This is a genomic window from Acinetobacter sp. TTH0-4, from assembly GCF_015602665.1.
GTDB classification, from domain to species: domain Bacteria; phylum Pseudomonadota; class Gammaproteobacteria; order Pseudomonadales; family Moraxellaceae; genus Acinetobacter; species Acinetobacter albensis.
In genome coordinates, this window is the sequence record NZ_CP059079.1 from 1,259,324 (window position 1) to 1,279,163 (window position 19,840).

At 40.0% G+C, this 19,840-nt stretch carries 18 protein-coding genes; 6 read left to right on the forward strand and 12 right to left on the reverse strand.

The genetic code is table 11. The annotated features are described in order from the left end of the window. Positions 1-22: 22 nt before the first annotated feature. The 11 genes from pcaF to H0S58_RS05890 form a co-directional block, all read right to left on the reverse strand. Entirely contained in the window at positions 23-1,225 is a 1,203-nt protein-coding gene (pcaF, locus tag H0S58_RS05840; protein ID WP_195727415.1) for a 3-oxoadipyl-CoA thiolase, read from the reverse strand. Positions 1,226-1,254: 29 nt separating this feature from the next. After that, positions 1,255-1,914, reverse strand: coding sequence for a 3-oxoacid CoA-transferase subunit B (locus H0S58_RS05845; RefSeq protein WP_053577881.1), 660 nt, complete (start codon positions 1,912-1,914; stop codon positions 1,255-1,257). 17 nt (positions 1,915-1,931) lie between these two features. Next, positions 1,932-2,618, reverse strand: coding sequence for a 3-oxoacid CoA-transferase subunit A (locus tag H0S58_RS05850; RefSeq protein WP_053577882.1), 687 nt, complete (start codon positions 2,616-2,618; stop codon positions 1,932-1,934). A 27-nt stretch (positions 2,619-2,645) separates the two neighbouring features. Continuing rightward, positions 2,646-3,866: a benzoate/H(+) symporter BenE gene (gene benE / locus H0S58_RS05855; RefSeq protein WP_053577883.1), complete on the reverse strand. Its 1,221-nt coding sequence runs from the start codon at positions 3,864-3,866 to the stop codon at positions 2,646-2,648. Between the two features lie 60 nt (positions 3,867-3,926). Next, positions 3,927-4,712, reverse strand: a complete 786-nt coding sequence (gene benD / locus H0S58_RS05860) for a benzoate diol dehydrogenase BenD (protein WP_195727416.1) — start codon at positions 4,710-4,712, stop codon at positions 3,927-3,929. 18 nt (positions 4,713-4,730) lie between these two features. Further along, positions 4,731-5,747 carry a benzoate 1,2-dioxygenase electron transfer component BenC gene (gene benC, locus H0S58_RS05865; protein ID WP_092721203.1) on the reverse strand — a complete coding sequence of 339 codons (1,017 nt, stop codon included), beginning with the start codon at positions 5,745-5,747 and terminating at the stop codon, positions 4,731-4,733. A gap of 78 nt (positions 5,748-5,825) precedes the next feature. Then, positions 5,826-6,317, reverse strand: a complete 492-nt coding sequence (benB, locus tag H0S58_RS05870) for a benzoate 1,2-dioxygenase small subunit (RefSeq protein ID WP_053577886.1) — start codon at positions 6,315-6,317, stop codon at positions 5,826-5,828. Beyond that, positions 6,314-7,699, reverse strand: a complete 1,386-nt coding sequence (gene benA / locus H0S58_RS05875) for a benzoate 1,2-dioxygenase large subunit (RefSeq protein ID WP_053577887.1) — start codon at positions 7,697-7,699, stop codon at positions 6,314-6,316. The genes benB and benA overlap by 4 nt, the downstream gene beginning before the upstream one ends. An 82-nt stretch (positions 7,700-7,781) precedes the next feature. Continuing rightward, positions 7,782-8,702, reverse strand: a complete 921-nt coding sequence (gene catA / locus H0S58_RS05880; protein ID WP_053577888.1) for a catechol 1,2-dioxygenase — start codon at positions 8,700-8,702, stop codon at positions 7,782-7,784. Positions 8,703-8,859: 157 nt separating this feature from the next. Continuing rightward, a complete protein-coding gene (gene catC / locus H0S58_RS05885) occupies positions 8,860-9,150 on the reverse strand; it encodes a muconolactone Delta-isomerase (protein ID WP_053577889.1) in 291 nt (96 codons plus the stop codon). Positions 9,151-9,165: 15 nt separating this feature from the next. Continuing rightward, on the reverse strand, positions 9,166-10,275 hold the full coding sequence (locus tag H0S58_RS05890) for a muconate/chloromuconate family cycloisomerase (protein WP_053577890.1): 1,110 nt from the start codon (positions 10,273-10,275) through the stop codon (positions 9,166-9,168). A gap of 115 nt (positions 10,276-10,390) precedes the next feature. Here H0S58_RS05890 and H0S58_RS05895 point away from each other — a divergent pair, with 115 nt between their 5' ends. The 6 genes from H0S58_RS05895 to H0S58_RS05920 all read left to right on the forward strand — a co-directional run bounded on the left by H0S58_RS05895 (position 10,391) and on the right by H0S58_RS05920 (position 17,981). Then, positions 10,391-11,305 (forward strand): LysR family transcriptional regulator, encoded by a 915-nt coding sequence (locus tag H0S58_RS05895; protein WP_053577891.1) that lies wholly within the window; start codon positions 10,391-10,393, stop codon positions 11,303-11,305. 330 nt (positions 11,306-11,635) lie between these two features. Further along, the gene (locus H0S58_RS05900) at positions 11,636-13,009 is read left to right on the forward strand and encodes an MFS transporter (protein WP_195727417.1); all 1,374 of its coding nucleotides are present in this window, start codon (positions 11,636-11,638) and stop codon (positions 13,007-13,009) included. Between the two features lie 66 nt (positions 13,010-13,075). Then, complete coding sequence (locus tag H0S58_RS05905) at positions 13,076-14,320, forward strand: OprD family outer membrane porin (RefSeq protein WP_195727418.1); 1,245 nt, start codon at positions 13,076-13,078, stop codon at positions 14,318-14,320. Between the two features lie 181 nt (positions 14,321-14,501). Next, on the forward strand, positions 14,502-14,987 hold the full coding sequence (locus H0S58_RS05910; protein ID WP_195727419.1) for a MarR family winged helix-turn-helix transcriptional regulator: 486 nt from the start codon (positions 14,502-14,504) through the stop codon (positions 14,985-14,987). Positions 14,988-15,247: 260 nt separating this feature from the next. Continuing rightward, the gene (locus tag H0S58_RS05915; RefSeq protein WP_195727420.1) at positions 15,248-16,180 is read left to right on the forward strand and encodes an IS5 family transposase; all 933 of its coding nucleotides are present in this window, start codon (positions 15,248-15,250) and stop codon (positions 16,178-16,180) included. A gap of 427 nt (positions 16,181-16,607) precedes the next feature. Beyond that, on the forward strand, positions 16,608-17,981 hold the full coding sequence (locus tag H0S58_RS05920) for an MFS transporter (RefSeq protein ID WP_195727421.1): 1,374 nt from the start codon (positions 16,608-16,610) through the stop codon (positions 17,979-17,981). 352 nt (positions 17,982-18,333) lie between these two features. On the opposite strand, the gene H0S58_RS05925 is transcribed toward H0S58_RS05920, so the two are convergent. Continuing rightward, positions 18,334-19,743, reverse strand: coding sequence for a short-chain fatty acid transporter (locus H0S58_RS05925; protein WP_053577897.1), 1,410 nt, complete (start codon positions 19,741-19,743; stop codon positions 18,334-18,336). Positions 19,744-19,840 lie beyond the last annotated feature (97 nt).

Below are 19,840 nucleotides of genomic sequence, written 5' to 3' on the forward strand. Positions count from 1 at the left end.
GGATTTTAGAAAGGTATTTTACCTAAACACGTTGAATAATGAGAGCGATGCCTTGACCGACCCCGATACACATCGAACACAAGGCGTAAGTTCCACCCGTGGCTTCAAGTTGGTTTAGTGCCGTGGTGACCAAACGCGCACCCGAGGCACCCAGTGGATGACCTAACGCAATCGCACCACCATTTGGATTAACATGCTCTGCACCATCAGCCAAACCGAGGTCACGCGTGACAGCCAATGCTTGTGCTGCAAATGCTTCATTCAGCTCAATCACATCCATCTGCTCAAGCGTTAAACCGGTTTGTGCCAGTAATTTCTTGATCGCAGGTGCAGGTGCAAAGCCCATAATCCGTGGTTCAATGCCCACAGTCGTTGCACCAATAATTTTGGCACGTGCTTTCAAGCCATACTTTTCAATCGCATCATCCGATGCAATCAGTAATGCAGCTGCACCATCATTAATCCCTGAAGCATTGCCTGCCGTTACAGAACCTTCCGCTTTCACCACAGGTTTCAATTTGGTTAACGCTTCAATCGTTGTGGCACGTGGATGTTCATCTTGAGCAATAACCACAGGCTCACCTTTACGCTGTGGAATCGTCACAGGAATGATTTCTTTATCGAAGAAACCACGCGCTTGAGCAGCTGCGGTGCGCTGTTGACTACTTAAGGCAAACTGATCTTGATCAGCACGGTTGATGTTGAACTGTGTTGCCACATTTTCAGCCGTTTGTGGCATGGTCTCGACACCATACATCTCTTTTAACTTCGGATTGATAAAACGCCAGCCCATGGTGGTGTCTTCAAGTTTCTGAGCACGGCCATACGCACCTTCAGATTTACCCATCACCAAGGGTGCACGACTCATGCTTTCCACACCACCGGCAATAATCAGATCTGCTTCACCCGCTTTAATGGCACGTGCTGCCATCGCTACAGCATCGAGGGATGACCCACACAGACGATTGACTGTGGTTGCAGGCACTTGATACGGGACACCTGCGAGTAAAGCCGACATACGACCCACATTACGGTTGTCTTCACCGGCTTGATTGGCACAGCCGTAAATCACATCATCCACCAATTCCCAGTTCACAGCGGGATTACGTTGCATCAGGGCTTTAATCGGTACAGCACCCAAGTCATCGGTACGTACTGGGGCTAAGCCCCCCGCATAACGACCAAAAGGGGTACGAATGGCATCGATAATATAAGCATTTTTCATTACAGTGATCTTCCAGAATACTTTAAGACTTAAGCGTGAGTTGCAGTGGCATCAATCAGTTTGGCACCCGTGACCGCTTGCAATTCTTCAAAAGATAGCCCTGCCACTTTTTCAATGACTTTCATCCCTTCAGGTGTAACATCAATCACACACAGATCCGTATAAATACGATCGACACACTTTAACCCAGTCGCGGGATACGCCAACTCAGCCACAATCTTCGGCTCGCCTTTTTTGGTCACATGATCTGTGGTGACAAAAACTTTTTTCGAACCCACCGCTAAGTCCATGGCACCGCCGACCGCAGGAATCGCATCAGGGGCACCGGTATGCCAATTGGCCAAATCACCATTTTCAGCCACTTGGAAAGCGCCCAGTACACAAATATCAAGATGCCCACCACGCATCATCGCGAAGGAATCGCCATGATGGAAATAAGAACCGCCTTGTAGCAAGGTGACGAATTCTTTACCAGCATTGATTAGTTCTGGATCTTCTTCACCTTTGGCAGGGGGTGGACCAAAGGCCAATAAGCCATTTTCAGAATGTAAGAACACATCTTTGTCTGAGGGTAAATAGTTGGAAATCTTGGTCGGTAAACCAATGCCTAAATTGACATAGGCCCCATCTGGAATATCTTGCGCCACACGTTCTGCAATTTGATCGCGGGATAGTTTGGTATAGCTCATGGTTAAATCCTCACGTCTTAAGCAGATTGTTCAAGTTGTTTTTTGCCGACAGCCACCACGTGCTGGACAAAAATACCTGGGGTGATGATGTGTTCTGGGTCTAAAGCCCCCAGTTCAACCACTTCGGATACTTGTGCAATGGTGACATCCGCGGCCATGGCCATGATCGGGCCAAAGTTACGTGCAGATTTGTTATAGACCAAGTTCCCCCAACGATCGCCTTGATGGGCTTTAATCAGTGCAAAATCGGCTTTGATTGGATTTTCCAACACAAAATCTTTGCCTTCATAGTTAAGGGTGGGTTTGCCTTCAGCCAATAACGTACCAAAACCAGTTGGGGTGTAAATGGGACCTAAGCCCATGCCTGCGGCTTGAATACGACACGCGAGGTTACCTTGCGGCACAAGTTCGAGTTCAATTTTACCGGCACGATAAATTTCATCGAATACATAGGAGTCGGATTGACGAGGGAAAGAACAGATGATTTTACGGACTGCGCCTGCTTTAAGCAGTTTCGCTAAACCATAATCGCCATTACCGGCATTGTTGTTGACAATAATGAGATCTTTAATCCCGAGTTCGATGAGACCATCGATCAGTTCAGCGGGCTGTCCTGCGGTACCGAAACCACCAATCATGATGGTGGAGCCGTCTTTGATTTGGGAGAGGGCTTCACGTAATGAAGCAGTGCTTTTATCTATCATAATGTTTCCTAGACAGTGATTGGCTCATTAATTTTTGGAACTTTGACTTGAGGATGGATTGGGCGTGTTACATTCACGTTTAGTGAGAACTAAATGTGCAATTACACCAATACAAATACCCCAAAATACGGAACTGAGCCCTAAAAACTGCATACCTGAAGCCGTAGCTAGGAAGGTAATTAGAGCTGCTTCGCGATGAGATTCATTTTTCATCGCGACTGAAATGTTGGTGGCGATAGCGCCTAATAAAGCAAGACCTGCTAAGGCTGCAATCAATTCTTTAGGCAATAAGCTAAACAGCATGACGATACTGCCTGCAAATAAACCCCCTAAAATATAAAAAATACCGTTGGCAATACCGGCGATATAGCGTTTTTCTTTCAGTTCATGCGCATCTTTACCCATGCATAACGCAGCAGTAATTGAGGCCAGAACAATGGTAATACCACCGACACATGCCACTGCTAAAGAAGCAATACTGGTGGCAGTAATAATTGGTTTTGCCGGTGTGTCATAACCACTAAGTTTCATGATGGCCATGCCCGGCAAGAATTGACCTGATAAGCTAACTAAAATGAGGGGAATAGCCAAATTCAAGGTTGAATTCCAGGTCCATTCAGGTGCAATAAATTGTGGGATAGCAAGAGCAAAATTTACATTTACAGGATTCATTTGACCTAAAAATAAACTGAGCAATACGCCAGAAACCAGTACCCATACCATGGCATAACGTGGTGTAAAACGTTTAGCCACCAAAAATACCAGCAACATCCCAAAAACAATCACCGGCATAGTATCTGTTGCCGTAAAAAGTCCTAAACCAAACTGAAAAAGGATTCCGGCCATCATGCCAGCTGCGACATCTTGGGGAATCCATTTTAAAAGTTTATCGAAATAGCCTGTAATGCCAATCAAAAAAATAACCACAGCAGAAGTGATATAGGCTGCTACAGCTTCATTTAAAGAAATATTTGGAAATAAAGTGACCAATAAGGCAGTTCCAGGCGCCGACCAAGCGGTAATGACTGGAACTTTGTACTTGATGGAGAGAAAAATCCCTGCAATTGCGGCACCAATTGAAATTCCCCATATCCATGAAATCATCATGGTATTGGAAACTTGCGCTTTTTGTGCCGCTTGGAAAAAAATAATGAGTGGGCCAGAATAAGAAATCAGCACCGCCAAAAATCCTGCGACAGTTGCTGAAATGGACCAATCATTTTTTAACGTTTTGAACAGGGTTACCATTGCGCTATTGCCTCCATGCGTAGAATTCAATGATCCTGTTAATCTAAAGAGCGGTCAGGTTTAACCCTGATCACCACCACCTACAGGTACAACTGTTCCTGTGATATATGAGGATTCATCAGAAGCAAGAAATACAATCGCATTGACTTGTTCTTGAATCGTACCGTAACGGCCGAGGAACGTGCGGTCAATGGTTTGATCTACCACTTCTTGCATCCAATTTTTTTCATTTTCAGTAAGAGGATTGGCATTACGTGGAACTTTACGTGGTGGCGCTTCGGTTCCACCTGTCGCGACTGCGTTAACACGAATGCCATCTTGTGCATGTTCAAAGGCAAGGGCAGCAGTCAGACCGTTTACTCCGCCTTTAGAAGCTGAATAAGGAACGCGATTGATGCCACGAGTTGCAATAGACGATACATTTACAATCGTACCTTTTTGATTTTTAATCATTTCAGGTAAAACTGCACGGCAGCACCACATGGTTGGAAACAATGAACGATTTACTTCCTTGATAATTTCCTGTTCAGAAAATTCTTGGAATGGTTTCATCCAAATTGCACCACCCACATTGTTAATCAGCACATCGACACGGCCGTAAGTTGCAATGGCTTTTTCAACGACTGATTGTGCGCCTGCAAAGGTTTCTAGGTCAGCATTAATCGTAACTGCATCACCACCAGCGGTTTTAATTTCAGTCAGTACTTCAGCTACATATTCGGACAAATCTGCCATGATGACTTGAGCACCTTCCGATGCTACTTGAAGTGCAACACCGCGACCGATGCCTTGAGCGGCACCCGTCACAATCACGACTTTATTTTTAAATCTTTGACGATCAGACATTTGAATAATTCCCTTAATTTAGTTAGCAGAGAATTTTTCAAACAAGAAGCTTGCAGGTTTAATGCCTTCTGCATCTAACCAACCACGTACAGCTTCAACCATCAATACTGGACCACACAGATAGATGTCTACATCACCTGCATTTAACCAGTCATTGTCAACATGACCTGTTACATAACCTTTGCGTTCATGTGCAGATTCTGGACTAGCAACCACGGTACGGTATTCAAACCAAGAGAATTTTTCTTGTAGTTCGTTTAACTTTTCAATCGCAATCAAGTCAAAATCATTGGTTACACCAAAGACTAAACGTACTGGATGATCTGAACCTTTCTCTTCTAGTACTTGTAGCATAGACATAAATGGTGCAATACCTGTACCACCAGCCAACATCAGAACTGGACGATTTACAGGGCGTAAATAGAAGCTACCAAATGGACCTGCGAATGTCATCTTATCGCCGGCTTTAGCAGTCGCGCTCAAAAACTCACTCATTTTACCATTTGGCACGTTACGTACCACAAAGCTGGTTAAACGATTACCCGGTTTTGAACTGAATGAATAAGAACGTGTTTCAGTTGTTCCTGGTAGTCCAACATTGACATATTGGCCCGCGAGGAAATGAATATTAGGTTGACCTTCATCCAGTTGAATATCGAAAGTGATGGTCGAATCTGATAATTTTTCAACATGTTCAAGTGTGCCTTGGAACTGATGAATTTCTGTTTTACACACTTCAGATGACGCTTGAATTTGGAAAACTGCATCAGAAGTCGGGCGGCATTGGCACGCTAAAATATAACCTTCCGCAGCTTCCTCTGGTGTTAACGCATCTTCAATATACATTTCTTCAGGCATGTCAAACGAACCTGATTCACAGTATGCACGACACGTTCCGCAAGCTCCATCACGACAGTCCAAAGGAATATTGATTTTTTGACGGTATGCAGCGTCAGATAAAGTTTCGCCTTGAATGACGCTGATAAAACGTGTTACGCCATCTTCAAATTGAAGTGCAACATTTAGGTTTGACATGGCTAAAGTCCTATAAATATTTAAAACTGGTGTTATTCTTCAGCCAATTTTCCATTTGGCTGAAGAAGTTCTGTGTTATTACAAGTGATAAATATCAATAACTTGATTGATATAATCATTTTTGAGTACCACATATTTATTCAAAATTTTTGGCTCTGGACCAGAAAAATCGATGATATAACGTGACATACCAAAGTAGCTGTAGTTGGTTTTATAACGGAAACTTAAAGTATTCCAGTTGAAACGAACTGTGACTAAATCACCATTTTGTTCCACAATTTCGATATTACTTAAGTTGTGGGTGGTGCGCGTATCTGGCATGGTTGCTGAAGAACGTTCCGTTTTAATACGGAACACCCGGTCTTCTAAACCTTGACGATCTGGATAGTAAATCAACGAAATTTCAGACTGTGGATCTTCTGTTAATTTGTCATAGTCATCCCATGACGGCATCCAGAATTCTGCTGAAGGTGCGTAGCACTGTACCCAATCATCCCATTGTTCATCATCAAGAAAACGAGCTTCTTTATAGAGAAATTGAGCAATATTTTCTAAAGTTATTGCGCTCATGCGTTTTCTCCTTCAGTTGCAACAAGTTCTTTTTCAGCAACAATGGCTTTTTTCATTTCTTTCAGCCAATAAGCATGCTGAGCTAGATATAAACCTTCATCTTCTGTTTTAATACAGCTAATTGCAGGGTTTAAGCCAATTTCATTGGCAGCTTCATCTGGGCCTTGAATCCAATGTTTAGAACCACGACACATGTCATTCCATTCAAGCGCAATACCCGCATAACCTGCTTGGCAAGCACGGAACTCTTCTAAGTCATCTGGCGTTGCCATACCTGAAGCATTAAAGAAATCTTCATATTGACGAATACGACGGCTACGTGCTTCTTTGTCTTCACCAACTGGTGCAATACAGTAAATCGTCACTTCTGACTTATCGACTGAAATAGGGCGAACCACACGAATTTGCGAACCGAATTGATCCATAAAGTAAACATTTGGATATAGGCACAAATTACGTGAACGCTCGATCATCCATTTAGACATCGGTGCACCGAATTTTTCGGTATATTCTTCGGCTTTAGGGAAGTTTGGACGGTCTTCTGGGTTTGCCCATTGTGTCCAAAGCAACATATGACCATTTTCAAAGCCGTATGAACCACCGCCTTGTTTACCCCAAGAACCCGCACTCATCGCACGAATGTTATCTTCTGCTTGAGCTTCTTTACGGTGTTGAGTCGTTGCAGCATAGTTCCAGTGAACAGCAGAAACATGGTAACCATCAGCACCATTTTCAGCCGTCAGTTTCCAGTTTCCATCAAAAGTATATGATGATGTACCACGTAAAACTTCTAGGCCTTGATCTGACTGATCTACAATCATGTCGATGATTTTGGTGGTTTCACCCAAGAATTCTTCTAATGAAGGCACATCTGGGTTTAAGCTACCAAATAGGAAACCTTTGTAGCTTTCAAAACGAGCCACTTTTTTAAGATCGTGGGAACCGTCTTTGTTAAAACAATCTGAATATCCCGCTTCAGCAGGGTCTTTCACTTTTAATAATTTACCAGAATTATTAAAAGTCCAACCATGGAATGGGCAGGTATACGTTGCTTTGTTACCACGCTTATGACGGCAAAGTTGCGCGCCACGATGTGAACATGCATTGATCATTGCATTGAGTTCACCCGCACGATTTCGTGCAATCACAACAGGCTGGCGACCCATGTAAGTGGTGTAGTAATCATTATTGTTTGGAATTTGGCTTTCATGTGCCAAGTAGACCCAGTTGCCTTCAAAGATATATTTCATCTCTAAGTCAAAGAGGGATTGATCTGTAAATACAGAGCGATGAAGTTTAAATTCACCAGTCTCGAAGTCATCAACTAAAAGTTCATCAATGCGATCAAGGTGGCTAGTATTAATTACTGGAATACGAGGCATGTCCGTTCTCCGACTTTCCAAATTTTGGGAAAGTCACCCAGATGTCATTAAATTGACATCTGGGTGACTTATCATAAGTGTATTAAGCGCTAACGCGACGACGTTCAACTTCAGAGCTAGGTGCAGCGTCTACATCTTTGTTCAGTTCAACATTGAACTGAATATGTTTGAATGGTTTGTCTAAACCACGACGTGCGATCTCAGCTTCATCCGTAACATCTTCAGCTGTAGCCACTAAACCATCACGTGTTGCAAATGCGAAGTCATCCCAAAGATACTGGTCGCCTTCAATATTGAATTGCGTCGTTAACTTCCGATAACCCGGTGCAGAAACAAAGTAATGTACATGAGATGGACGGTTACCATGACGACCTAATTTGTCTAGTACAAACTGCGTTGTTCCTTGTGGAGGACAACCATAACCTACAGGCATCGTCGTTTGAGCAACATATTGACCTGCAGTATCTGTTAATACTGTACGACGTAAGTTGAAGTCAGACTGCGACTTATCAAAGAATGAATAGTTACCTAAACTGTTCGCATGCCAAATTTCAACTTTAGCACCTTCGATGATATTCCCTTGCGTATCCTTGACAGTCCCTTCAATAAACAACGTCGGGATTTTATCTGTTTCAGAACCATCATCCATACGGGTAAAACCGACTGATTCAGGTGCACCTGCCACATAAAGTGGACCTTCGATCGTACGTGGTGTACCACCCGTAATCCCTGCTTTAGCATCAGCTTCGTCTGCACGTAGATCAAGGTAATGTTCAAGACCTAAACCAGCCGCCAAAAGACCCAGTTCGTTGGCTTGACCTGCGTCAGTGAAATACTCAAGACCTTTCCACAATTCTGATTGTGAGATATCAAGGTCTTCAATCGCTTGGAATAGATCACCGACTAAACGCACGACAATTTGTTGTACACGCGCATCCACAGGACCTGTTGCTGTATCGACATTCATTTCTTTCACGAGAGCATCAATTTGTTGACGGTTCATACTAATTCTCCTTAAGTATGCAATCTATATTTGGGTGGCTAGTTTTCTGGTCTTTTGAAAGGGAGAAAACTTTGCTGCCACATTCCTTGTTTAATTCATTTACTGTATTCGTTTGGGTGAAAAGTAAATATTGAAATCTACTTTTCGGTGCCAGTGATCAGGTGTCATCTTCACGAATTGAAGAAGGATGACGGTTGAGTGGCATGATTTCCATATTCATATAAGGGTAGAGTGGTAGACCTTGTAAAATAGTGTGCAACTCTTCATTACTTTCAACATCAAAAATACTGGTGTTCGAATATTGACCAGTGATACGCCAAATATGACGCCATTTACCTTGGCGTTGCAAGTCCTGTGAATAAGCCTTTTCAACAGCTTTGATTTCATTGGCTTTTTCGCTTGGCATATCAAGCGGGATATTTACATCCATACGTACCTGGAAAAGCATCTTTATCTCCTTTAATTACTGACGACGTAGATTGTCGATTTTGTTTAAATCGAGTTCGATCCCCAAACCAGGTACAGTTGGTAAAACCAACTCATAGTTTTGATATTGAAGTGGGGTTGTTAAAATATCTTCCGTTAAAAGCAATGGGCCGAATAATTCAGTGCCATAGGCCAAGCTTTCAAAAGTTGAGAAAACATGTGCTGAGGCAATCGTACCGACTGGACCTTCAAGCATCGTACCGCCATACAGATCAATGCCTGCAAGTTTGGCAATCTTCCCGACTTCACAACCTTCAATCAGGCCACCTGATTGGGCAACTTTAACGGCAAATACCGATGCACCATTATTACGTGCGATTTGATAAGCACTTTGCGGACCGTATAAAGATTCGTCTGCCATAATGGCAATATCAAAACGACGGGTTAAGCGCTGCATTGCATCAAGATTTTCAATGGCACATGGCTGTTCGATTAGATCGACGCCACCATCTTGCAAAAGTTGAATCCCTTTAATCGCTTGAAGTTCTGTCCATGCACGATTCACGTCTACACGGATAGAAATGTCAGAACCCAACGCTTTTTTAATTGCTAAAACATGAGCAACGTCGTCTTCAACTGGACGAGAACCAATTTTAAGTTTGAATACGTTATGACGTTTCAGCTCAATCATTTTTTTCGCTTCAGCAATATCTTTGTCTGTATCGCCAGATGCCAAAACCCAGAGTACTGGAACACTATTACGTAAACGGCCACCCAACACTTCACTTAAAGGTAGACCTAAGCGCTGTGCTTGAATATCAAGCAGGGCAGTTTGAATTGCACATTTAGCAAAACGGTTGCCATTAATGTTACGTTTTATGGTTTGAATGGTCTGAGCAAAACTCAAACCTGAAAGCGATTTTAATAAAGGTGCAAAATAGGTTTCAATATTGGTTTTAACACTTTCTGGGCTTTCATCACCGTAGCCCAAACCACCAATCGTTGTTGCTTCACCCCAGCCAGTAAAACCGTCTTCTGTGACAATTTTGATCAAAACTAATGTTTGGGTTTGCATTGTCGCTACCGCCATTTTATGCGGGCGGATGGTTGGAATTTCGACAAGTAATGTTTCTATAGATTTATACATCTTTAGCCTTCTCAATCTTGCTTTATGTATCTCTTGTGGTATACCTTAAAAGAATAAACATTCACTGTCGAAGATCAAATTTGCATTTTATTATGCTTTAAAGGTATGGATTGTTATGGAACTGAGACATTTACGTTATTTTGTGGCGGTTGTGGAAGAGCAAAGTTTCACAAAAGCAGCCGAAAAGCTGTTTATTGCTCAGCCTCCTTTAAGTCGTCAGATCCAGAACCTAGAAGCAGAGCTAGGTATACAGCTTTTTGAGCGTGGAAGTCGCCCTTTATTAACCACTGAAGCGGGCCAATTTTTTTATCAACACGCTGTTAAACTTTTGTCTAATGCTGAAGAAATTAAAGCCATGACTCAACGTGTGGGGATGGTTGAAAAAACAGTCACAATGGGCTTTGTTGGTTCTTTACTATACGGCTTGTTGCCCAAAATAGTCTATTTATTTCGTCAGCAACAACCCCAACTAAAAATTGATTTGATTGAAATGAGCACTAAAGAGCAAATTCAGGCACTTAAAGAAGGTCGAATTGATGTCGGTTTTGGACGATTACGTATTTCGGACCCTGCTGTAAGGCGGATTTTATTACGTGAAGAACCGTTAATGGTGGCAGTACATGCAAGTCATTCACTGGCTTCACAAAAGAATGGTGTATACCTCACAGATATAGTCGATGAGAAATTATTTCTTTATCCAAGCCATCCAAAACCTAATTTTTCGACTCAAGTGAGATCACTGTTTTCTGAATATAGCCTTGATCCAAAAAACCTGAAAGAAGTTCGTGAAATTCAGCTGGCGCTAGGTTTAGTTGCAGCGGGGGAAGGCATTTGTATTGTGCCAGAAAGTGCCAAAACCATTCAGTTGTCGCATTTAAACTATATACCACTACTGGATGATGCCGCGGTCAGCCCTATTTTTCTGGCCATTCGAAGTATGGATGAAAGTGAAGATATTCGTTCACTCTTTGACTGTATTTATCAGGTTTATGATCTTGAAGCGATTAAATATGACCGTGCTGTGATTTAAAAAAAATTATACATATAAAGTATACAGAAAAAGAAATCTGAATATTTTAAAAATGAAATAAAGCCAGAATGTCGTTAAAAGTGTCCTCGGATTATTAAAAAAATTCGATCAATGGACACTTTTTTTGATGCATGAAAATACATTGGTCTGAAAATTAGACGCCTTTTTATAGCATCTACAATTCTGGATATCTTTAAAGTATTTATTTTTCAATAAAAAAGCTCTACGCAACTTTTTAGGTATGAATATATATGTAATGAGTTTTGGACAAAAATTTTTCTTTGCTTCATTGTTTGTGCAGATCTAAATATTCATATGCAGGAGCGCAAGATGAATAGCAATAAACTGAATATAAACACCTTGGTGGATGAGGCTAAATTCACTCCTTTTCATTGGGGAGTGCTCATCTGGTGTTTAATGATCATTATTTTCGACGGATACGACTTAGTGATTTATGGCGTGGTACTGCCTATTTTGATGCAAGAATGGGCTTTAAGCTCAGTTCAAGCAGGCTTACTCGCAAGTACCGCATTATTTGGCATGATGTTTGGTGCCATGAGTTTTGGCACACTTTCTGACAAATTGGGTCGTAAAAAAACCATTATGATTTGTATTACCATTTTCAGTGGTTTTACTTTTTTAGGTGCTTTTGCGACAACACCCACTGAGTTTGGTATTTTACGGTTTTTGGCCGGCTTAGGGATTGGCGGTGTGATGCCAAACGTGGTCGCATTAATGACTGAATATGCACCGAAGCGAATTCGTAGCACCTTGGTCGCGATTATGTTTAGTGGTTATGCCATTGGTGGCATGGCTTCCGCATTGTTAGGTGCTTGGTTAGTGCCGACTTATGGCTGGGAAATTATGTTCTATCTCGCCAGCATTCCATTATTCACTTTACCGCTTATTTGGAAGTTTTTACCTGAGTCACTGATGTTTTTAACCAAAAAAGGTGAAACAGAACAGACCCGTATCATTGTTCAAAAAATTGGACCAGATCAAATCATTACACCACAAACTAAGTTTGTTTTAAATGAAGCGACTATCGGTGATGAAGCACCTTTACGTGCTTTATTTCAGCAAGGGCGTACTGCAAGTACCTTAATGTTTTGGGCAGCATTCTTTATGTGTCTACTGATGGTCTATGCATTAGGCAGCTGGTTACCAAAACTGATGATTCAAGCAGGCTATTCTTTAGGTGCAAGTTTGATGTTCTTATTCGCGCTTAATATTGGCGGCATGGTCGGTGCAATTGGCGGCGGTGTTTTATCAGATCGATTCCATTTAAAACCTGTATTAACCATTATGTTTGTGGTCGGTGCGATTGCATTAATTTTACTCGGTTTTAATAGTCCGCAAGCTGTGCTTTATACCCTGATCGCTATTGCTGGTGCAGCAACCATTGGTTCACAAATTTTACTTTATACTTTCGTCGCACAATTTTATCCAACTGCGGTTCGTTCAACAGGAATGGGTTGGGCATCTGGTATTGGACGAATTGGTGCCATCGTTGGGCCAGTATTAACAGGTGCATTGTTGACTTTTGAATTGCCTCACCAAATGAATTTTTTAATCATTGCTATTCCAGGTGTAATTGCAGCATTGGCTATCTTTATGGTGAATCTTAAAGCTTCTGTAGAAGGGAATCAGAAGACGGAACCGAACCCAGAAAAAGACACTTTAATTAAAACTGTTGCTCAATAAATGATGAGTAAAAGTAGGCTAAGTCGTTTTTAGTCTACTCGGTGAATATCAACTTAAGGGAATAATATGGATATTAAATTAAAACCACTGGCTGCCATTGTACTGGCTAATATGGCACTTTGTGGCGTGGCTCATGCAGATACCAATGAAAACCAGTTTAAACTGGTGTTAAAAAATGCCTTCGTAGAACGTAATTTTGATAATGAAAATATTAAAGATCCGGGTAGTTGGTCGCAGGGTATTTCAGGGTTTTATCAATCCAAATATATTCCAACTGTTTTAACGGTTGCAGATAAGCCAATTGAACTGGGCGTAGATGCGTCACTTCAATATGCTTTACGTTTGAGTGATGACCGTCATATAGATGATACGATTTTACCATTTAACACCAATAGACAAACTCAAGACCGTAATTTCTTTAAATACGGTGGAACGTTTAAACTGAAATATGACAACACCGAATTTAAAGTCGGTGAATTATTTCTAGATTTACCGATTACTTCTGTGGATACCAGTCGTCAATTGATCAGCTCCTACTGGGGTGGTCAAATCAAATCCAAAGTGACGGATCAACTGCAACTAGAGTTGGGGCGTATTAGCCAAGTTTCACCACGTTATGAAGAGGGTTTTCACGAATTTTCAGTGACCAAAAATGGAGTGAAACAATATTCAGATGGTCTAAATTATATTGATTTAAAATATGATGTGACACCTAGTTTAAAAGCTGAATATTACTATGGTGATTTGGAAGACTTGTACGACAAGCATTATCTTGGTTTCCAATACTCTTGGAAAAATGAATACTTAAAATCGCAAACGCATTTAAAGTACTTTAGATCACAAGATTCTGGTGAAGCGAAAGCAGGCGAAATTGATAACCATAATATCGGCTTATTGGAAAAAGTTTCTGTCGGTAATCATAGTGTAGGTTTGGGCTATCAGCAGATTTTTGGTGATACCGCATATCCTTTACCTGATGGTTTCTTGCCAGAGCTGTATTTTATTAACTGGAATACCACTGGATTCTTTAAGAAAGATGAAAAATCAGTTCATTTTGTGTATGGATATGATTTTAAAGATTATGCACCAGGTTTAAACACCATGGTTAAATATGTATATGGTAGCGATTTCAAAGATGCTCAAGGACGAGATAATCATGAATCAGAAACCAACTTTATTTTAACCTATGATGTACAAAATCCAAAATTAAAAGGTTTGGCATTCAGATGGTTATATGTCAATTATGATATTGAGCATGGCAATTCTTTTCAAGAAAACCGTGTAATGACGACTTTTACCAAGAATTTCTAAACCCTTTAAATAAATTATTTAATAAAGCCTCAGCAAGTTCGCTGGGGCTTTTTGATTTGCATGCAAGAGAGACAAATTATTTGCCATAAATCTTAAATAATCATTTAAGCCTATTTTTCTTGATGTAGATATGATACTTAAAGCACTCATACTTTTAATGACTGTATATAGGTTTTACAAAATGAGTCCAATAGATCTGAATGTCTCTCAGAATTCAGTTGCTCCAATTCATAACCGCCTTTTTTTCCGTTTATTTCAAGCAAGTAATACCTTAGATCGTCAATGCCAAAAAGAACTTGGAATTTCATCTATCCATTGGTCAGTTTTAGGTGCTTTATCGCGTCCTTCAGTTGAATCAGGAATGTCATTTTCAGATTTAACTAGCTATTTAGGCGTTAGCCGTCAAAGTTTAGATGGTGTACTCAAACGTTTAGAGCGGGATGGGGAAGTGCAACGGGTCAGTGATACCAAAGACCGTCGTGTAAAAAATGTTGCACTCACACCAAAAGGCAAAGAAACGTGGTTAAAGCTGCAAGTTAAAATTATGGAGTTTTATAAACAAATTTTTGATGCTTTTAAATTTGATGACATGGTTTCACTTGCACATCTGATTAATAAATTAAATGATAGTATGATCAAAGTAGATTTGAGTCATATTGAGTCTTAAAAATTTATAATACTTATTACCTTTGCTACGTTTCTACTTTTTTGATCTAAATCTGAAGCAATTAGAATTTATTGAAAGCTGCCGAATTGAGCAGCTTTTTTATTTTAAAAATTTGAATAATGTCTTTGAAATATGGATTAAATAATATTAATTATGTGATTATTATTATATTTATAATTTAATTTAATTTGATATTAGAAACCCAAGGCTTTGTTGCACAAACCTATCTGTAAAGGGTTTTTCAGCGATATAATTTTCAAATGAAGAAGCCTACACACAAAATCTACCGCACAACCAATTGGCCCGCATATAACCGAGCACTCATGAGTCGCGGAAATATTGCCATTTGGTTTGATCCTGCTACGCAATGGTATGCGCCATCAAAAGGCAAACAAGGGCGAAATCAAACCTACTCCGACGCAGCCATCCAATGCTGCTTAATGATTAAATCCTTATTCCGTCTGTCTTTACGTAGGGTCACTGGCTTTGTGCAAAGTCTGATTAAACTTTGCGGATTAAATTGGATAGCTCCAGATTACACCACGCTTTGTAGAAGACAAAAGCATATTGATATTGTAATCAGCTACCAAAAAAGTAGCGATGGGCTGCATCTACTCATGGACTCTACAGGCATGAAGTTTCTAGGTGAGGGCGAATGGAAACGCAAGAAACATGGACCTGAATATCGTCGCCAATGGCGTAAACTTCATATTGGTATAGATGCTAAAACCCTGCAAATACGAGCAGTTCAGCTTACAACCAATAATGTCAGTGATTCACAGGTGCTTGGTGATTTACTTAATCAGATTCCACAAGATGAGCGGATTGACTCTGTTTATACCGATGGAGCTTATGACACCAAGCAATGCCGTCAGGTCATTGCAGATCGGCAAGCGCATGCGGTGATTCCACCTAGAAAAAATGCGAAACCATGGAAAGATACAAAGAGTAGCTCGCTAGAGCGAAATGAATTACTTCGAACAGTTACACGTTTAGGCAGGACACTATGGAAAAAATGGTCAGGCTATCATCGGCGAAGTTTGGTTGAAACTAAGATGCACTGCATTAAATTATTAGGAGATAAACTCAGTGCAAGGAGTTTTGATAGCCAAGTGAATGAGATTCATGCACGTGTAGCAGTCCTTAACAGATTTACGGAATTAGGTCGACCACTTACCCAAGTTATGCCTTAAATTTGGCTCAATTAGGGGCGCTTTGCATTTCAAATCTTTGTGCAACAAAGCCGAAACCCAATAAAAACGATTTAAATAATGCGTTTTTTTTAATCCAAAAAAGTGCTAAAAAAGTCTTAAATAAGACAATAAGCCGATATAATGAATGTGATTAATTTATTATATCTATTTGTTTATATTGAAAAAATAAAATATTGATAAAATTTATATGTAATGGTATTGACATATATTGTTTTTATTATTAAGTTGTTTAAATGTTAAACATTCATTGTGGGTGTTAGATAAATTTATTATTTTAAAATGATGATAAGCCGTTTAAAATAGTTCGAATAATAAGTGCAATTCAAGTTGAAAATGCGGTTGATATAAACAACCTTTTAAACAGAGAAGAAACATAAAATTTAAATCATGAATCAAGGAGATGATCATGCAGTACATAGATGTACATAAAGTTGCTGATGAAGCAAAGTTTAATAAATTTCATGCAAAAGTATTAGCTTGGTGTTTTCTGATCATTATTATTGATGGTTATGATATTGCAGTTGCTGGGGCTGCATTGCCATCGATTATGACAGGAATGGGCGTAGATGCTTCAACTGCAGGTTTCATGGCAAGTTCTGCGTTATTTGGGATGATGTTTGGTGCCATATTTTTAGGGGCATTGTCCGATAAAATTGGGCGTCGTCTAACGATCGCAATTTGTGTATTTTTATTTAGTGTATTTACTGCAGCAGCAGGTCTAACCAATGATCCGATTACATTTAGTATTATGCGTTTTATCGCAGGACTAGGCATTGGTGGCGTCATGCCGAATATTGTGGCTCAAATGACCGAATATTCACCAAAAAAAATCCGTAGTTTAATGACCACATTTATGTTTTCGGGCTATGCGATTGGCGGTATTTTAGCAGCGGTAATCGGTAAGCAATTTATTGTGGAATTTGGCTGGCAAGTGGTCTTTTTTGCCGCAGGTGTCCCAGTTTTGCTTTTACCTTTTATTTTGAAATCGATGCCTGAATCGTTAGCTTATTTATTAAAGCGTCAAAATCAGCAAGATTTAAGAAAAGTGGTTACGGATATTAATCCACAGCTTCAACTCAATGAGTCGGTTGAATTTACGCAAACCATTAAAGCAGACAATGAACATAATCCGATGGTACAGCTGTTTAAAGAGGGTCGTTCACAAAGTACGCTGATGTTTTGGATTGCCTATTTTACTGGTTTGTTTATGGTATATGCTTTAAGCACATGGTTAACGAAGCTCATGGCAATGTCGGGTTATACCTTGGGTTCTGCTTTAAGCTTTGTCATTGCATTAAACGTGGGTGCAGTGATTGGTGCAATTGGTGGAGGTTGGTTGGCGGATCGTTTCCATATTAAATGGGTGTTGGTGTCGATGTATGCATTGGGCAGCGTATTCTTATATATGATGACTTTACAAATGCCAACTGAAATACTTTACTTCAATATTGCAATGGTGGGTGCATGTACAACTGGTGCTCAAATTGTGGCGTATGCTTACTGTGGTCAGTTTTATCCAAGTGGAATTCGTTCGACAGGTATAGGTATGGCAGCGGGCATTGGTCGTATGGGGGCTATCCTTTCACCTGTATTGATTGGTTTTATCGTGGCGTTAAGTTTACCGATTGAACAGAACTTTATGGTGATTGCAGCGGCAGGTTTAATTGGCGCAGTGGCATTATCATTTATTAATCATAATCGTTCAGATACGGTATTAACCAGTCTTAAAAATACATCAGTAGAAACAAATGTAAACTTTACCAAACACTCCGTTAAATAATCAGAGTTAAAGTGCTAAAACCTGAATCTTATTTTTAAGATTCAGGTTTTTTTATGGTATCTAGAAAAATACATGTCATTGATTCAGATTAAACAATTCATCATTTGTTTTAGTACAGTGCAGAATTTATACAAAATTTTTATATTAAGATTAAAGCTTTGCTGAATAGTGGGGAGGATAGGGGGAATGAGAAAAGTCATCCTCACTAAAGAAAAGGTTGATTTCAGAACCAGAGTTCTTTTTTTTGATGAAAGATTAGTATCTTTTATATCAAAAATTAGGTCAATAAAAAAGGGCATATGATATGCCCTTTATTTAATACTGTTCGAATATGCATACTTAGAATGTTGTGTTAAAAAGTCGGTGGTGTATAAGTCAAAGTTCTGCCCAAAATCCACAGCAAAAATAGAACCAAAGGGAAGTGGAAAACTAGCTGAGTGACGGTAAAACCAATCACATCTTTAGCTTTAAGTTTTAAAATGCCGAGCATGGGAAGCATAAAGAAAGGGTTAATTAAGTTAGGCAACGCTTCAGCTGCATTATAAATTTGAACAGACCAACCCAGATGGACTTTTAAATCGTGCGCTGCCTGCATCACATAGGGTGCTTCAATAATCCATTTTCCACCACCCGATGGGATGAAGAATCCAAGAATGGCTGAATAGATTCCCATGACAATTGCAAAAGTTTCTTTTGAAGCAATCGATACAAAAAATTCTGCAATATAGTGTGACAGGGATAAATCCTGCGCATTCATCGCACTGGTCATAATGAAAGCAATACTGCCATAGAGTGGAAATTGAATTAATACGCCCGATACCGCAGGTACAGCTTTAGACACTGCATTTAAGAAATTTCGGGGTGTACCATGCAAAGCAATACCCAGCATCAAAAAGATAAAATTATAAGTATTTAGGCTAGAAATCGCGATAATGGGATTACTTTTGGTAAATTCGTTAAACATCCAAATGAGACCTAAAGCCACAATCAAAATACTTAAAATGGGTGAGTTTTCTAGCCAGTCACCTGGTCGTTTTTTGCTTTGGACTTCAGTTTTTTCAACTTCAAACTGAAGATTAAAATCATCAATTGTCTTAATACTATTTCCTTTAGGCGCTGACCAAAATGCAATCGCAATAGAGGCTATAATCAGGACTGCCGTCATAATCATGGATTGCGGTAAGAAAATAGTTTCAGTAAAAGGAATAACGCCAGTTAAATTATAAATAGGTTCAGGCAAACTGGCTTTATTGGCTTGTAATTGTGCGGCAGAAGAACTAATACCCAAGGCCCAAGTGGCACCCATACCAATAATGGCAGCAGCGGCAGCCGCACGATAATCCATATTGAGTTCTTTACGCTTTGCTAATGCAATTACCAAAAGAGCAGTTAATACTGTACTCATGGCCCAGTTAATTAAAGAAATACATAAACTGACCGTTGCCACCAATACAATTGCATTTCGACCTGAATTTGGAATCATGGCCATTTTTTGGATCAACAGTTCTACAGGTTTGGATACGGAAACCACGTATCCGACCACGATTAACATACACATTTGCATGGTAAAGGGAATCAGACTCCAAAAACCGTTACCAAATGAAATCGCGACATCTTGTACTGGTGCGCCTATGCTCATGGCTGCGATTGCCACAATCACAACGCCTAAAAGTGCAAATATATAGGAATCTGGAAACCATTTTTCTGACCAGTCACTGACTTTTAAGGCAAATCTTTGCAAGATATTTTGCGAATTATCCATAATTGTACTGTCCTTTTTATGCTTGAAATGATTGTTTTAAGAGTGGCACATCCATGCCAAAACTAATTTCCCCTTAAAACTTGAATCAATTTTAAGG

What these genes read in the sequence shown, in the direction of transcription:
- pcaF (WP_195727415.1), bottom strand. Translation starts at nt 1,225, where the DNA reads ATGAAAAATGCTTATATTATCGATGCCATTCGTACCCCTTTTGGTCGT.
- H0S58_RS05845 (WP_053577881.1), bottom strand. Translation starts at nt 1,914, where the DNA reads ATGAGCTATACCAAACTATCCCGCGATCAAATTGCAGAACGTGTGGCG.
- H0S58_RS05850 (WP_053577882.1), bottom strand. Translation starts at nt 2,618, where the DNA reads ATGATAGATAAAAGCACTGCTTCATTACGTGAAGCCCTCTCCCAAATC.
- benE (WP_053577883.1), bottom strand. Translation starts at nt 3,866, where the DNA reads ATGGTAACCCTGTTCAAAACGTTAAAAAATGATTGGTCCATTTCAGCA.
- benD (WP_195727416.1), bottom strand. Translation starts at nt 4,712, where the DNA reads ATGTCTGATCGTCAAAGATTTAAAAATAAAGTCGTGATTGTGACGGGT.
- benC (WP_092721203.1), bottom strand. Translation starts at nt 5,747, where the DNA reads ATGTCAAACCTAAATGTTGCACTTCAATTTGAAGATGGCGTAACACGT.
- benB (WP_053577886.1), bottom strand. Translation starts at nt 6,317, where the DNA reads ATGAGCGCAATAACTTTAGAAAATATTGCTCAATTTCTCTATAAAGAA.
- benA (WP_053577887.1), bottom strand. Translation starts at nt 7,699, where the DNA reads ATGCCTCGTATTCCAGTAATTAATACTAGCCACCTTGATCGCATTGAT.
- catA (WP_053577888.1), bottom strand. Translation starts at nt 8,702, where the DNA reads ATGAACCGTCAACAAATTGATGCTCTCGTGAAAGAAATGAATGTCGAT.
- catC (WP_053577889.1), bottom strand. Translation starts at nt 9,150, where the DNA reads ATGCTTTTCCAGGTACGTATGGATGTAAATATCCCGCTTGATATGCCA.
- H0S58_RS05890 (WP_053577890.1), bottom strand. Translation starts at nt 10,275, where the DNA reads ATGTATAAATCTATAGAAACATTACTTGTCGAAATTCCAACCATCCGC.
- H0S58_RS05895 (WP_053577891.1), top strand. Translation starts at nt 10,391, where the DNA reads ATGGAACTGAGACATTTACGTTATTTTGTGGCGGTTGTGGAAGAGCAA.
- H0S58_RS05900 (WP_195727417.1), top strand. Translation starts at nt 11,636, where the DNA reads ATGAATAGCAATAAACTGAATATAAACACCTTGGTGGATGAGGCTAAA.
- H0S58_RS05905 (WP_195727418.1), top strand. Translation starts at nt 13,076, where the DNA reads ATGGATATTAAATTAAAACCACTGGCTGCCATTGTACTGGCTAATATG.
- H0S58_RS05910 (WP_195727419.1), top strand. Translation starts at nt 14,502, where the DNA reads ATGAGTCCAATAGATCTGAATGTCTCTCAGAATTCAGTTGCTCCAATT.
- H0S58_RS05915 (WP_195727420.1), top strand. Translation starts at nt 15,248, where the DNA reads ATGAAGAAGCCTACACACAAAATCTACCGCACAACCAATTGGCCCGCA.
- H0S58_RS05920 (WP_195727421.1), top strand. Translation starts at nt 16,608, where the DNA reads ATGCAGTACATAGATGTACATAAAGTTGCTGATGAAGCAAAGTTTAAT.
- H0S58_RS05925 (WP_053577897.1), bottom strand. Translation starts at nt 19,743, where the DNA reads ATGGATAATTCGCAAAATATCTTGCAAAGATTTGCCTTAAAAGTCAGT.